Source organism: Chitinophaga polysaccharea, assembly GCF_902150045.1.
Classification (GTDB): Bacteria; Bacteroidota; Bacteroidia; order Chitinophagales; family Chitinophagaceae; genus Chitinophaga; species Chitinophaga polysaccharea_A.
Genome location: NZ_CABFVU010000004.1, coordinates 48,977 through 66,736, shown reverse-complemented (window position 1 = coordinate 66,736; position 17,760 = coordinate 48,977). Strand labels below are relative to the sequence as shown.

Here is a 17,760-nt window from a genome sequence, read left to right as displayed (position 1 = left end):
CTGTTTCCCGAGTATTTCACCCGTAAGATAATTCCTCTGCCATAAAGCAAAGTCTTTATATTGAATTTTCAATTCCGGAAGCTGAGGATTTTCTCCCTTAACAAGAGCATTGTATACGGTTTTCAACTCTTTTAAAAAGAGGTCCGCGGACCATCCATCAAAAGCAATGTGATGAACTACAATAGATAGATAGAAATCTTCCTCCCATCTGAAAACAGTGACTTTCACCGGTATTTCTTCTTCCAGACGGAATATTTTATGGGCACAATGACCTATATTCTTCTCCAGTTCTTCTTTAGTTTCAACTTCCGTATAGTTGAGTTCAAGGACAAGATCTGTAACTTCCTGATAGCCGGTTCCGTTTTCTCCGGCATGGATCACAGACCGAAGCACCTCATGGCGTATTATTACCGTTTCCAATGATTTTTGAAGAAGATCCAACTGTATGTCTTTACTCAATCTGAAGGCCATTGGGATGTTGTAGGCATTGCTTCCACCCTCAAAATTTTCAATAAACCATAGTCTTTCCTGAGCAAAAGATAGCCGCTGCTCCTCCGGAGAAGATACTTTTATCGGAACAATGGTTTCGTTCCCCTCTGCAACAGCTTTACGGGCAATCATATGGGAAAGGGACGCTACTGTTTTATGGGTAAATACGATCGCAACTCCTATTGATACATCTAAGGTCTTTTTGATATTGCTGATCAATTTAATCGCCATGATACTATTTCCTCCCAGACGGAAGAAATCGTCATGAATTCCAATTACTGAGGCGTTGAGACCTAGAACAACTGCATAAATCCGACATAATTTCTCCTGTAATTCATTCTCAGGGGCTACATATTCTCTGCTTATTTTAAATTCGGGTTCTGGCAATTGTTTTCTGTCTAATTTACCATTGATGGTTACCGGAAGTCGCTCAAGTTGCACATACACGCTTGGGATCATGTATTCCGGCAGGGATTCCGCCAGAAACGCTGAGACTTCATGTGATTCCATAACGTCATCGGACACATAATACCCGGCAAGGTATTTTATCCCCGCTTCGTTTTCTTTAGCCAGTACAGCAGCCTGACGAATACCAGGGTAATGAAGTAACCTGTTTTCAATTTCACCCAATTCAATTCTGTAACCCCTGATTTTTACCTGTAGGTCATTGCGTCCAATGTATTCCAGCTCACCGTTAGCCAACCAACGTACCAGGTCGCCCGTTTTGTACAAACGGGCATTTTCTCCTCCCGGCTTTTGGTCTGTCGCCTGGAAGGGATTGGCTATAAACAGCGCTGCCGTCAACTCAGGACGGTTCAGATAGCCCCGGGCAATACCGGCCCCTCCTATATACAACTCTCCTACTGCCCCCACAGGGACCATACGGTGGCACATATCTAAAACATAGGCTGTCAAATTACCTATCGGACGGCCTATATTCAACGGGTTCCCATCCTCGTTGTAGTGGTGTAAGGAAGTACATACCGTTGCTTCTGTCGGACCATAGGCATTGACGATATCTACTCCATGTTCCTTATATGTTACCATTACCTGTGGATGGGTAACATCTCCCGCCACTACAAGCGTTTCCAGTGGCAATATATCTTCCCGCGTTAATAATACCGGCGGAATAGTTGCCATGCTGATGTTATTCGCTTCGATATAATCTTTTAAGGCTGGCAAATCGGTTTGGAGCTCCTTCTCTAAAATATAGATGCTATGTCCGTGGGTAATAGATGGATATAGTTCCCAGACATGAGCGTCAAATACATAGTTCGCATACCATAAACACTTCTTTCCTGCTCCATTTCTATTTAATCCGAATTCTTCCGCCACCTGGTGGATCAGGTTGGCTACATTCCTGTGCTCAATCATTACTCCTTTAGGTAATCCTGTAGTTCCACTCGTGAAAATGACGTACGCTAAATTACCAGCGGTGGTTATAGTAACAGGATTATTAACATCGGAGATTTCAAGCATTGCTTTAAAGGCAACCGCATCTAACGAAATCACATCTGCTGTTACACTGCCCAGTTTCCCCGCTGTGCTTTCCTGCCCTAATATCAGCCTTGCTCCCGTATCATGAAGGATATGCGCCATCCGGTCCGCCGGATAGGAAGGATCCATCGGAACATAGGCGGCGCCGGCTTTTAATACCGCCAGGATGGCAACAAGCATATTTTCAGAGCGGTCCAGACACAACGGCACCAGATCGTCCGGCTGAAGATCATAGGTTTTGATCAGATAGTTTGCCAAACGGTTGGAACGTTCATTAAGCTCCCTATACGATAAGCTCACGTCCTGATACACGACAGCCGTATGGTCCGGCGTTCTTTCAACCTGTAATTCAAATAAGCCGTGAATGGTATTAGCATCAGCATAAGGGGTTTCAGAGGCCCATAATTTTGACAGAGATAGCTGCTGTTCACGGGAAATAAGGCTGAGTTCTGCTAATTTAAGATCTTGTTTCCATTTAGTGTCTGCTATCTGTTCAAGCATAAACAGATAGGAATTCATCATATTTTCAATCGTTTCCCTGGTGAATAACGACCGGGCATAGTTAAACATTCCGTGAAGGCTATCATTACCATCGTCTATAATGGTGGTAATATCAAATTTAGCTACTTCATAATCTGTCTTTCCTGTAAAAGGACGCAGAATTGACTGATGATCAGAAAGATTTTCTCCCAAACCCTGAAGGCCAAACATCACCTGGAATACCGGATGGCGGGAAGCATCCTTTTCCACGCCAAGTTCCTCCACCAGTTTCTCGAACGGAAGATCCTGATGAGCCTGGGCTTCGGCTATTGAACCAGCTATCTGCAGGATAAAGTCTTTGATGCTTTGTTCCGGATCAATCGTTTCTCTTAATGCTAAAGTATTGACAAAGAAGCCTATGATATCTTCCAGTCCCGCATGGTGACGGTTGGCAATAGGACTTCCTAACACAATATCATCCTGCCCCGAATAGGCCGAAAGCATCAGGTAATATCCTCCTAAAAGGACACTGAATAAGCTGACGCCAAGTTCTTTTGAATACGAGCGCAGCTTCCCGCTTTGTTCTTCACTGATACAGAAATAAATGCTGTCGCCCTCATAAGATATTTGTGCTGGTCTCCGGAAGTCTGTTGGAAGAGCAAGATGTTGGACGCCGTTCAGTTTATTTTTCCAGTAATGAATCTGCTTGTCAAGACGCTCTCCTGTCAGATAATTGCGCTGCCATAAAGCAAAGTCTTTATACTGTACTTTTAAAGCCGGAAGATCATGAGCTTTCCCTTCTTTGAGGGCGTTATATATATGAATGATCTCTTTCAGAAATATGCCTGCCGACCATCCGTCAAATGCAATATGGTGAATAACAACCGACAAATAATACTCGCCTTCAAGTTTAAAAATATGGATACTTACAGGCGGCTCCTTTTCCAGATTGAAAGTTTTATGGGAGATACGGCTTATTTCTTCCTCCAATTCAGCCATCGTTCTTATTTCCTGATGACGGATCACCAGGCTATCATCTAATACTGCTTGCCAGCCCAAACCATCATCTGTCATCCTGATCACGGAGCGAAGCACTTCATGCCGCATTACCACGGCATCCAATGCTTTACTCAATAACTGAAGATCGGTTTTTTCATCCAGACGGAAGGTCATCGGGATGTTATAGGCACTGCTTCCGCCGTCATAATTATCTATGAACCATAGTCTTTCCTGGGCAAAGGATAACCTTTGTGCTTCCGGAGAGGATACAGGAACAGCAGTAATGACGATCTGTTCCCCCCTGTTGTTTTCATCTGCCAGCACATGCGAAAGAGCGGCAATAGTTTTATAGCTGAAAACAGTGGATACAGCTATCTGTAAGTCTAAACCCTGCTTGATCTTACTGATAAGCTTGATGGCCATAATACTGTTCCCCCCCAATCTGAAGAAATCATCATGAATGCCAATCGATTCAGATGGGATAGCTAAAACTTCACCATAAACCTCACATAATTTTTTCTGTAGATCGGTTTCAGGGGCGGTATATTCTTTCCCTCCGGTAAATTCTGGTTCAGGAAGTTGTCTTCTGTCCAGCTTACCATTGATGGTCAATGGCAATGAGGTTAAATGAACAAAGACTACCGGCACCATATATTCCGGAAGAACTCCGGATAAAAATGCAGTGATTTTTTCCGCTTCCAAAGCAGCGCCCGAAACGTAATAGCCAGCAAGGTATTTCATCCCCGCTTTGTTTTCTTTGGCAAGCACCACTGCTTGTTTTACTTCCGGATATTCCAGTAATCTGTTCTCAATTTCTCCAAGCTCAATCCTGTAACCACGGATCTTCACCTGAAAGTCATTACGTCCGATATATTCCAAAGCTCCATCCGCATGGTACCTTACTAAATCTCCTGTTTTGTACAGTTTGTCGTTTTTACCTTGTTTTTTCTGTTCTTCTGTTTGGAAAGGGTTCGGAATAAAGCGTTCTGAGGTCAGCTTCGGCATGCCCAGATAACCACGCGAGATTCCAACACCACCAAGGTAAAGTTCTCCAATAGCACCTACCGGAAGCAGGCGGCAGTGGGTATCCAATACATATGTTGAAGTATTTCCCACAGCATTCCCGATCAAATGCACATCCCCATGCACTACCTTTTTATAGGTTGCATAAATAGCAGCTTCTGTTGGCCCGTACAAATTATAAAGGTTGATATACTCCGACCAATATTTCCCTGTTTCATAATCACACGGTTCGCCGGCATATAATAATCCTTTCAGGGCCGGGTATTCAATACGGGGCAAAACAGATAATAGAGCAGGTGGCAGGTAAGAATAGTTAATTTGATGATCAAGTAAATACCGACTTATTGAATCCGCATCTTTTCTTGTGCTTTCATCCAACAGGTGCAGTTCATTTCCGAACAATAACGTATTAAAAAATTCTGACACCGATACATCAAATACATAGGATGTATAGGCCGTTATTTTCTCATTCTCGCTGAATCCATATGCACCTCTTACCTGGGTCACTACATTTACCACACTCCTATGTGCTATCATTACCCCTTTAGGAACACCTGAGGTTCCACTGGTATAGATCACATAAGCCATGTGCTGTGGCGCTACCTGAGTTACCGGATTGCAAATACTACTGTTTTCAAGCATTTCAATTAATTCCGGACTGTCTAATATAAGCATGGCCGCAGTTCCACCACATGCTTCTTTAACCCTCAGGGCAGCACTGTTTTGCGCCAGTACTATTCCTGCCCCCGTATCATGAAGGATATGCGCTATCCGGTCTGCCGGATAGGAAGGATCTATCGGAACATAGGCGGCGCCGGCTTTTAATATTGCCAGGATGGCAACAAGCATATTTTCAGAGCGGTCCAGGCACAACGGTACCAGATCATCCGGCTGAAGAACATAGGTGTTGATCAGAAAGTTTGCCAAACGGTTGGAACGTTCATTAAGCTCCCTATACGATAAGCTTACATCCTGATACACGACAGCCGTATGATCAGGCGTTCTTCCAACCTGGGCTTCAAACAGCTCATGGATTGTTTTCTCAGATGGATATACACTTTCTGTTTCATTCCAGCGTTGCATTAATTCGAACTGCTCTTTTGAAACATAGGAAAGATCTTTCGAATCAATTTTCCAGTCTTCCAATATCTGATCCAGCAGTATCTCCATTCCTTCTATTAATCCTTCTATGGTATATTTCTCAAAAAGAACTCCTTCATATTTAATTTCCAGTACCATGATACCCTCTTGCTCTGCAGCCATTATCACCAATGGATAATCAAGTTTCTCTACGGCAGCTTTAAACTTAAAAGCCAGGTCATTTTCTCTTTCTCCTCTGGGCACCGGATAGTTCTCATACACAAATAAGCTGCTGAAAATACGGCGACCGCCATGATGTAAAGAAGCAAGATTCACATCACTGTAGGTATTAAGTTCACTGATTCTGTTCTGAATTTCAAGGATATGATCCAACACGCTGCCTTCTGCATGGTTTACGATCAGTGGCAGCGTGTTGATGTAAAGTCCTACTGAGGATTCTATGCCATCAATGGGTAAGTCCCGGCCCGATACCGTTGTTCCTGCCACTGTAGTTCCTAAACCACTGTAAATACTCAGTTGTTTATGCCATAAGTATTGCAATACCGAATTGACGGTCAGCCCTATTTCTTTAGTCAGGGTTTTCAGCTGCTGGTACCGGCATCCTTCTATCAGCATCTTTGCTTGCTGATGGTCTTTGACATGACGATAGGTACTTAAGTCGGTCTGCCTTTGGGTTTCTTTCACAAGACTACTCAGATCTTCCTGGTCTTCAAGAAGAGCCATGTAGCTCTGCCAGAAGGTATTCCCCTGTTCTTTACAAGCCTGAAGGTATTGCTGGGTATGGCCATAGGCAGCATCTGGCGCCAATGATGGTTCCTGACCTCTTAATAAAGACTGGTAAGCGCCATGGATACTGTTAAGCAGTACCGGAAGGCTCCAACCGTCCAGAATGGCATGGTGATTACTGAACAAACAGCTATAGTGTTTCTCTGAGCATTTGAACAGGTAGACTCTAAAGAGGTTCCCTTTGGAAAGGTCATACATTTCAAGGCGGTCTTTGTCTGTAACCTCTTTGATGAAGGTTTGCCGGTCAGCTTCCGACATCGTGCTGATATCCTGATAACGCCAGTCTACATCACCGGATTTATCGATCACCTGGACGATCTCTCCGTCCCAGTTGAATCTCAAACGGAGGGAAGAATAGTTCTGCTGGGCCAGTTTCCATGACGCGCTGAGCTTCAACGGGTCGATTTCGGTATAGTAATCCCAGATCAGCTGTACCCGGTAGGCATCGTCTTTCTCACCCTGATTAAGGGCATGGTAGATAAAGCCTTCCTGTAAGCTGTTGGCAAGGTAAACGCCTTCCACCTCCCTATGTTCCTGGATTTTTGAGAGCTGCGTATAGTCTATGATATTTCCTACATCGGAAGGGGTAAGATAGCTTCTGGTTTCCTGGGACAGGTGGTCTATGATGGCTTCAAGATGGCTCTTAAAACCAGCAGAGAGTTCGCTGATCTGTTCAGAGGAAAGGTAACCGGTGATTCTAAAGCGAAGCTGACCATCTATGGTGGCTCCATTGATGCTGATAACATGGCTATCCCTGTTAAAAATGGAATTGGAGATTCCACTGTCTTCAGCAGCGATAAACCAGGCGTTATCTCCGAAGCCTTCCTCCTGATCCAATTGCCCTAAATAGTTGAAGCTGATCATAGGAAGTGCCTGTTGGGTATAACCGATCAGGCTACCATAACCGATCCCGTTATTAGGAATACTGCGCAGGGATTCTTTAGTGTGAACGATGGTCTCTGTTACATCACGGCCTGTTTCCAATAATAATGGATACATGGAAGTAAACCAGCCTACGGTTTCCGTGATGTCCAGATTATTAAAAACATCTTCACGGCCATGGCTTTCCAATAAGATAGCATTCCTCTTTTCTCCGGTAAGACCGGTAAGCGCAGATGATAACGCTGACAACAATAGATCGTTGATCTGGGTATGGTAAGCATGATGGCCGCCCCTAATGAGTTTTTCTGTATAGGTTTTGTCCAACAGAACATCTTCCTGGTGATGATCAAGGGAAATGAAACCGCTCAGTACGTGGTTATTTTCTTTCACAATTTCAATAATGCCGCCCCAGTATGAAAGTTCCTGTTCCCGGATGGCTGGCCTCTCTGACTGATAAGATTTAATAGCCTTTACCCATTGACGGTAACTGCTGCCTTTTACAGGAGCTTCTATGGAGTTTCCTCTTTGAAAGTTCTGATAGATTGTCTTGAGGTCTTCGGTAATGATTCTCCAACTTACACCATCAATGATGAGGTGATGAAGGGCAAAGTAGATTCTTGCGCTTTTATCTTCATAACCCGTCAGGTAGCCGATCTGGAATAAGGGGCCTTTTTCTATGTCAAATTCTGATTGCCATTTTGTAAGGTGTCTGTTTAACTCTTCCGCACTCATTCCTGAAACATTCAGGTAGTTAATTGCGGGAATGATTCCGCCCCCATAGTGCTGGCTGTAGGCGCCGTTTTCCTGACGATAACGAATTCTGAAGGCATCATGTTTTTCAATAAGAAGATGGATACTCTTCTCGAAATGTTCCTGATTGAGTTCCGGTGTATGGATTAAAAAGGACTGGTTCCAGTGGTTAAACTCCGGCAAATAGCCTTCTTCTTTCTGGTTGAAGTACCATTCCTGGATAGGCAGCAGTGGAATTTCCCCTTCCAGTAAGCCCTGTTCGCTATGGATGGCATCTCCGGTTCCGGATTTTTTCTCAACAACAAGGTTCGAAACGCCCGTAACGGTGCGTGCAGTGAAGATATCTTTAACGCTTAATCTTACGTCCAACTGTTGTCTGATTCTACTTACCAACTGGATACTGATGATACTATCGCCTCCCAGTCTGAAGAAGTCATCATGGATGCCGATGCTGCCAGGATCCAATCCCAGTACTTCACCATAAATCCAGCACAGGTGGCGCTGTAACGGGGTCTCAGGCGCAACATATTCTTTACTGCCATTGAATTCCGGCTCCGGAAGACGCTTTTTGTCCAGCTTTCCGTTGATGGTCAGGGGTAAAGCTTCTAAATGAACATAGGCCCCTGGAATCATGTATTCAGGAAGGTATTTGGACAGGTGGGCCGAAAGGTCTTCAGGATCAATGGCTGATTCGGAGACATAGTAGCCTGCCAGGTATTTCATCCCGGCTTTGCCGTCTTTTACCAGAACAGCGGCTTGTCTTACTTCAGGGTATTGTAATAGTCGGTTTTCAATCTCACCCAATTCGATCAGGAAACCTCGTATTTTTACCTGAGAGTCGTTACGACCTATGTATTCGAGTTCGCCGCCAGGAAGCCAGCGCACTAAATCGCCGGTTTTATATAAGCGGCCGTTTTCGCCTCCTGGCTGTTGGGTGCCGGTCTGGAAAGGATTGGTGATGAAGCGTTCTGCCGTCAGTTCAGCACGGTTCAGGTAGCCCCGGGCAATGCCGGCTCCCCCTATATATAACTCTCCTACTGCCCCCACAGGGACCATACGATGGCACATATCTAAAACATAGGCGGTCAAATTACCTATCGGACGGCCTATATTCAACGGGTTCCCATCCTCGTTGTAGTGGTGTAAAGAAGTACATACCGTTGCTTCTGTCGGACCATAGGCATTGACGATATCTACTCCATGTTCCTTATATGTTACCATTACCTGTGGATTGGTAACATCTCCTGCCACTACCAGCGTTTCCAGTGGCAATATATATTCCCGCGTTAATAATACCGGCGGAATAGTTGCCATACTGATGCTATTCGCTTCGATATAATCTTTTAAGGCTGGTAAATCGGTTTGAAGCGCCTTCTCTAAAATATAGATGCTATGTCCGTGGGTAAGGGATGGATATAGTTCCCAAACATGAGCGTCAAATACATAGTTCGCATACCATAAACAGTTCTTTCGGGCTCCATTTCTGTTTAATCCGAATTCTTCCCCAACCTGGTGGACCAGGTTGGCTACATTCCTGTGCTCGATCATTACTCCTTTAGGTAATCCTGTGGTTCCGCTCGTGAAAATGACGTACGCTAAATTACCGGGAGTGGTCCTGGTAACAGGATTATTAACACCGGAGGTTTCAAGCATGGCTTTAAAGGCAATCTCATCTAACGAAATCACATCTGCTGTTACATTTCCCAGTTTTCCTGCTGTGCTTTCCTGCCCTAATATCAGCCTTGTCCCCGTATCATGAAGGATATGCGCTATCCGGTCTGCCGGATAGGAAGGATCCATCGGAACATAGGCGGCGCCGGCTTTTAATACCGCCAGGATGGCAACAAGCATATCTTCAGAGCGGTCCAGGCACAACGGTACCAGATCATCCGGCTGAAGAGCATAGGTGTTGATCAGATAGTTTGCCAAACGGTTGGAACGTTCATTAAGCTCCCTATACGATAAGCTTACATCCTGATATACGACAGCCGTATGATCCGGCGTTCTTTCAACCTGTAATTCAAATAAGCCGTGAATGGTATTGGCATAAGGGGTTTCAGAGGAACATAATTTTGACAGAGATTGCTGCTGTTCCTGGGAAATAAGGTTCAGCGCTGCTATTTTAAGATCTTGTTTCCATTTGGTGTCCGCTATCTGTTCAAGCATAAACAGATAGGAATTCATCATATTCTCAATCGTTTCCCTGGTGAATAACGACCGGGCATAGTTAAACATCCCGTGAAGGCTATCATTGCCATCGTCTATAATAGTGGTAATATCAAATTTAGCTACTTCATAATCTGTCTTTCCTGTAAAAGGACGCAGGATTGACTGATAATCAGAAAGATTTTCTCCAAAACCCTGAAGGCCAAACATCACCTGGAATACCGGATGGCGGGAAGCATCCTTCTCCACGCCAAGTTCCTCCACCAGTTTCTCGAACGGAAGATCTTGATGAGCCTGGGCTTCGGTTATTGAACCGGCTATCTGCAGGATAAAGTCTTTGATGCTTTGTTCCGGATCAATCGTTTCTCTTAAAGCTAAAGTATTGACAAAGAAGCCTATGATATCTTCCAGCCCCGCATGGTGACGGTTGGCAATAGGACTTCCTAACACAATATCATCCTGCCCCGAATAGGCGGAAAGCACCAGGTAATATCCTCCTAAAAGGACACTGAATAAGCTGACGCCAAGTTCTTTTGAATACGAGCGCAGCCTCCCGCTTTGTTCTTCACTGATACGGAAATAAATGCTGTCGCCCTCATAAGATATTTGTGCTGGTCTCCGGAAATCTGCGGGTAAATTCAGTGTCTGGAAATCAGAGAGCTTATCTTTCCAATAAGTCACTTGTTGATTCAGCACCTCCCCTGTAAGGTAGTTTCTTTGCCACAGGGCGAAGTCTCTATATTGAATTTTCAATTCCGGGAGCTCATGCGGCTCCCCTTTGGCAAACGACTTATAAATAGCCTGAATTTCCTTTAGGAAAACATCTATTGACCAGCCATCAAATGCAATGTGATGGACCACTACTGATAAATAATATTCCTCTTTTAGCTTGAACAGATGAACCTCTATGGGAAGTTCTTCTTCCAGACGGAAAATCTTATTTGAAACTTTGCCAACAGCTTTATTAAGTTCCTCTCTTGTTTCTATATGATGCAAGTGTATTTGCGGAACCATATCAACAACCAGCTGATAACTCTTTCCTTCATTGGTAGACCGGATTAAGCTTCGTAATACTTCGTGACGTGCGACAATAGTCTCAATAACCTTACACAGAATTGATACAGATGTGTATTCTTTGAGACGAACGGTCATCGGAATATTATAAGCATTGCTTCCTCCTTCATAATTCTCTATGAACCATAGTCTTTCCTGGGCAAAAGATAATCTTTGATCTTCAGGAGCGCTTACTTCCACAGCATTAATGATAATATCTTCTGCTATGTAATTTTCCGCTGACAGCACATTGGAAAGTGAAGCAACTGTTTTATGATTAAATATTACGGCAACTCCTACCTGCAAATTCAGTATACGTTTGATGCTGCTGATCAACTTGAGGGCCATGATACTGTTTCCTCCGAGACGGAAGAAATCATCATGAATACCAATACTGGTTGACGCTAATCCCAGCACCTCGCCATAAGCCTGACATAATTTTTCCTGCAACCTGGTACCGGGAGGGGTATATTCCTGGTACCGGCTAAATTCAACTTCAGGAAGGCGGCTCCTGTCAAGCTTGCCATTAATGGTCAACGGCAAAGATTTCAAATGAACAAAAGCATCCGGGACCATATATTCCGGCAGCGCTTCGGAAAGAAATTCAAAGAGCAGATTCGTTTTTATCGGGAAATCGGACACATAATACCCGGCAAGATATTTTATCCCCGCTTCGTTTTCTTTAGCCAGTACAGCTGCCTGACGAATACCAGGGTAATGAAGTAACCTGTTTTCAATTTCACCCAATTCAATTCTGTAACCCCTGATTTTTACCTGAAGGTCATTACGTCCAATGTATTCCAGCTCACCGTTAGCCAACCAACGTACCAGGTCGCCTGTTTTGTACAAACGGGCATTTTCTCCTCCCGGCTTTTGGTCTGTCGCCTGGAAGGGATTGGCTATAAATAGCGCTGCCGTCAACTCAGGACGGTTCAGATAGCCCCGGGCAATGCCGGCCCCTCCTATATACAACTCTCCTACTGCCCCCACAGGGACCATACGGTGGTACCTATCTAAAACATAGGCCGTCAAATTACCTATCGGACGGCCTATATTCAACGGGTTCCCATCCTCGTTGTAATGGTGTAAGGAAGTACACACCGTTGCTTCTGTCGGACCATAGGCATTGACGATATCTACTCCATGTTCCTTATAGGTTACCATGACCTGTGGATGGGTAACATCTCCCGCCACTACAAGCGTTTCCAGTGGCAATATATCTTCCCGCGTTAATAATACCGGCGGAATAGTTGCCATGCTGATGCTATTCGCTTCGATATAATCTTTTAAGGCAGGTAAATCGGTTTGGAGCTCCTTCTCTAAAATATAGATGCTATGTCCGTGGGTAATAGATGGATATAGTTCCCAGACATGAGCGTCAAATACATAGTTCGCATACCATAAACAGTTCTTTCGAACTCCATTTCTGTTTAATCCGAATTCTTCCGCCACCTGGTGGACCAGGTTGGCTACATTCCTGTGCTCAATCATTACTCCTTTAGGTAATCCTGTAGTTCCACTCGTGAAAATGACGTACGCTAAATTACCAGGGGTGGTTCTGGTAACAGGATTATTAACATCGGAGATTTCAAGCATTGCTTTAAAGGCAACCGCATCTAACGAAATCACATCTGCTGTTACATTTCCCAGTTTTCCCGCTGTGCTTTCCTGCCCTAATATCAACCTTGCTCCCGTATCATGAAGGATATGCGCTATCCGGTTTGCCGGATAGGAAGGATCCATCGGAACATAGGCGGCGCCGGCTTTTAATACCGCCAGGATGGCAACAAGCATATTTTCAGAGCGGTCCAGGCACAACGGTACCAGATCATCCGCCTGAAGATCATAGGTTTTGATCAGATAGTTTGCCAAACGGTTGGAACGCTCATTAAGCTCCCTATAGGACAAGCTTACGTCCTGATACACTACAGCCGTATGATCAGGGGTTCTTTGTACCTGATCTTCAAATAACCTGTGAAGTGTTTGTGATTCAAGACAGCTTATTTCGACAATGTTATGATCCTCTATAATTTTTTTATGGTCCTCGGTGGTCGTCCACTGAAGGCCACTGATCTTACAGGCTTCTCCTTTTTGATTTCTAAGGTTCACAATCTGCTCGAGAAGAAGAATATAAGTGTCTTTCATACGCAGAATTGTATCTCTATTGAAAAGAGACACTGCATAATTGAATATTCCACGCATGGTTTCTCCGTTATCATCAATCATGATGGTCAGATCAAACTTCGCCGTCCGGTAATCAATATCACCATCAAAAGGGAGAAATACTGCTTTATCAGCGCCGGAAGTATATATTCCACCGTCCAAGCTCTGAAGAGCAAACATCACCTGAAAAATTGGGTGACGGGACATATCCTGGCCTATTTCCAGTTCTTCCACCAATTTTTCAAATGGAAGGTCCTGATGAGACTGAGCCCCTATGACAGATTGGGAAACCTGTAAAATGAAGTCTTTAAGATCCTGTTCGGGATCAATTTTTTCCCTTAATGCCAGCGTATTAACAAAGAACCCGATGATATCTTCAAGACCTGCAAGATGACGATTGGCAACAGGGCTTCCCACAATAATATCATCCTGTCCGGAATAGGCTGATAACATCAAATAACATCCGCTTAGCATTACGCTGTATAAACTTACTCCTAAATCTTTTGAAAGTTCTCTAAGCGCTGCCACAAGAGCTGCCGGTAAATTACAATATTCCGTGGCCCCATCAAATGAAGTTGATCCTGGTCTTTTAAAGTCCAGTGGAAGATTCAACGTCTGAAACCCTTCAAGCTTATCTTTCCAGTAATTTATTTGTTGATCAAGTATTTCTCCTGTAAGATAATTCCGCTGCCATAAAGCAAAATCTCTGTATTGAACAGGTAAAGCCTTAAGTTCCGGCACTTTTCCTGCTTCAAGACTGCGATAAATACTGCTTACTTCTTTGATAAAAATGTCTGTAGACCAGCCATCAAAAGCAATATGATGAACTACAACGGACAGGTATTGCTGATCTTCCAATGTAAAAAGAACAACATTCAACGGAAGTTCTTCCTCTAAACGGAAGATTTTTTTATTGGCTATATTGATCCTCTCATCCAGTTCTTCTCTTGTCTGAACAGTTTGTACAGAAAGCTGAATACTATGCGCTGTAACTACCTGATACCCTATTCCGTCATCTGTTTCACGGATCGTACTGCGTAGCACTTCATGGCGCTGAATTAATATTTCAAAAGACTGCTGAAGAAACGCTGTCTCAACATTCTTTCCAAGCTTAAATACCATTGGAATATTGTAGGCATTGCTTCCTCCAGCATATCTTTCAATAAACCAGATCCTTTCCTGAGCAAAAGATAAACGTTGTTCTTCAACTGAAGTTACCGGTACAGGTGCTATTTTCTCCTGTCTGTCAATATTATTTTCCCCGCTTAATATCTCAGCCAGAGAAACAACTGTTTTATGGCTGAATACCGTTCTTACATCAGCATTTAACTTCAACTCAAACTGTATTCTGTTGATAAGCTTTATCACCATAATACTGTTTCCTCCCAAACGGAAAAAATCATCATAAATACTAATGGTCTCACTGTTTAACCCCAGTATTTCACCATAGATCTGGCAAAGTCTGCGCTGTAACTCATTCTGCGGAGCTGTATATGCGCTGTTGCCCGCGAATTCAGGCTCAGGAAGCTGTTTTCTGTCAATTTTTCCGTTAATCGTAACAGGAAATGCTGTCAGGTACACAAAAGTATCGGGAATCATATACTCCGGCAGTGAACGGGAAAGAAACACTGCCAGGTCTTCGGCGTCCAATTCATCATCAGCGACATAATATCCGACAAGATATTTCATTCCGGTTTTGCTCTCTTTTACCAGAACTACAGACTGTTTTACACCTGGAAACTGACTAAGTCTGTTTTCTATTTCTTCCGGCTCAACCCTATATCCTCTGATCTTTTCCTGTAAATCATTACGCCCGATATATTCTATATTTCCATCGGGAAGCCAACGCACAAGGTCTCCGGTTTTGTAAAGTCTGCCGGTTTCGCCATGAAGAGGATTTTCTATAAAACGTTCTGTAGTCAGATCGGGTCTGTTAAAATAACCTCTTGCAATACCAGCGCCACCAAGGTAGAGTTCTCCAACAGCCCCTACAGGCAAGGGCTGAAGATACTTATCCAGAATATAAGCCTTCGTATTTCCTACCGGCCGGCCGATAAGATGTACATCTCCATGGTTTACCTGCTTGTATACCGCATATATAGTAGCTTCTGTAGGTCCATAGAGGTTGTAAAGCTTAGTATACTCAGACCAGTACTTTCCTGTTTCATACTCACAAGGCTCACCGGCGTAAAGCAATCCTTTCAGAGATGGATACTCCACCCGGGGTAATACGGAAAGCATTACCGGTGGCAAATAGGCATAAGCTATTTTATTAGAAAGCAAATAGCTGCTGATGGCATCGGCGTCTTTTCTGATCTCCTCATGCAATATATGCAACTCATTACCATACAGCAACGCATTGAAAAACTCGGAGACAGATACATCAAAAACATAAGAAGCGTATGCCGTCATTTTTTCTCCTTTACTATAACCATAGGCTTCCTGTATCTGATCCACCAGATTTACCACATTTTTATGTTCCACCATTACTCCTTTGGGTAACCCCGTAGTTCCGCTGGTGTAGATTATATAAGCCAGATTATCCGGAGCAGTTGGTATATTAAGGTTATCCGGAGAGATTCCTTTAACTGTACTCCGGAAATCGGGATCATCCAGTACAAGTACATCAGGACAGGTTTCCTGTAGTTTCTCTACTGTTGAATGCTGAGCAAGGACTATTTTTGCTCCTGTATCATTAAGCATATAGCTAATCCTGTCTGCAGGATAGGAAGGCTCCATCGGAACATAAGCAGCACCTGCCTTTAATATGGCAAGAATGGCCACCAGCATATTTTCCGAACGTTCCAAACATACAGCAATCAAATCTTCAGATTGAAGATCATAAGTTTGGATAAGATATCTTGCTAAACGATTGGCTCTTTCATTCAGCTCACGGTAAGTAATCCTGATTTGGCCAAATACCAACGCAATACGATCTGGTGTTCGCGCTACCTGATCTTCAAATAACCGGTGAATTGTTCCACTTAAAAATCCTTCTCCTGTATTATTCCAACCCTCAACTACCTTCTGGTACGTTTCTTCATTTAAAAGCTTATAATCAGTTATTAAATTTTCTGTTCTTCCTTCCAGTAAATCCTGCAGGATATCAACAAATAGCCATTGATAAATTTTAGTAAAATTTAAAACCATCTCCTCTACAAGTTCCCGATTATTAAACCGGACCCTGTAATTCAACTGTTCATTTCTAACTTCCTGCTCGAACAATAGTTTTCCCGCCAGATCAACATTCAGATCACTGTTGATAATTACCTCACCGGCTCCTTCATAATGGATCATCACATCTTTAAGGCTGGTTTGTATAAATCCAAATTCTAATATATCTGAAGCAGGTACATAGTTGATCAGTTCTGTAATGGGAAAATATCGGGCTTTGCTTATTTTCAGCTGATTTGTGTATTCAATATTCTGATAAATCAAATCCTGAAGTGAAGTTTCCTTATTGAATCTATATCCTTTTAAAACTGTATTAATATGTGCGCCAAAAATAAAATCCTGGCCTTCCATGATCCCCACAGGGTAATTAATCGCAAGATTATCTACTCCGGAAATTCTATGAAGTAAAACAGCCAGTACCAATTGCCCATAAGTATAAGGTGTAAGTCTGTATTTTGATGTTAATTGTTTTACTTTAGAAAAAGTGGATTTCGGAAAGCTGAAACGAAGCTCACTTACCGGGCTTTTCAGCAGTATCGTATTTTCTTCGGGTTTCGAATCTAAGGATCTGGTCTTTAAAAATTTAAAGCCAATATTTTCTACATCTTTTAAGTTGGTTTTCCAAAAATCAGACATTTCTGATTTTCCATTTGCCAAATTATTTTCAAGCTGGATTCTTAAATTTTCATACAGCTGTGTCTGATCGGTGATACTGATCGGATTTTTGTAATCGGGATCATTATAATAGGCGCCTAACTCAGCGTAAATACCGTTAGCACTCAGTCCATCTACAAGGATATGGGAAATGATATGGATGATTCTATAACCTCCCTTGTTTAGCTTAATGGCATAAGCCCTGGCAAGCAGGTCGTTTTCCAGATCAAAAGGTTGTAATGCCAGTTGCAGGATTTCTTCCGGGCGTGGTTCCTGAGGAATAAATGTTAATATCTGATCATTTTCTGAAAGTAAAGGTCTGCGCTCCCAATAGAGATCTCCAGATTGAGCACTTATATTGCTATTAACCAATAAATGTTCATTTATAAATCTTACTACGCTTTTATTAAGTCTTTGAATGTCTATTAAACCAGACACAGATTGGTCCAATACGATATTATAGTCACTTCGAAAGGGATTAAGCACCCACTCATTAAAAAAAAATGATTGATAGGGAGTTAGCTTCATAAGAATTGCTTCCAT

The 17,760-nt window shown here is 43.1% G+C and carries 1 protein-coding gene (running past one end of the window); it reads right to left on the bottom strand.

Features of this window, described 5'->3' with window-relative positions:
* A protein-coding gene (locus FN124_RS25020) for a non-ribosomal peptide synthase/polyketide synthase (RefSeq protein WP_142687536.1) crosses the window boundary here: on the bottom strand, positions 1-17,760 show its 5' portion. It extends 17,394 nt beyond the left edge of the window; 17,760 of the gene's 35,154 nt are visible here — the first part of the coding sequence; it begins with the start codon at positions 17,758-17,760; its stop codon lies beyond the left edge, outside the window.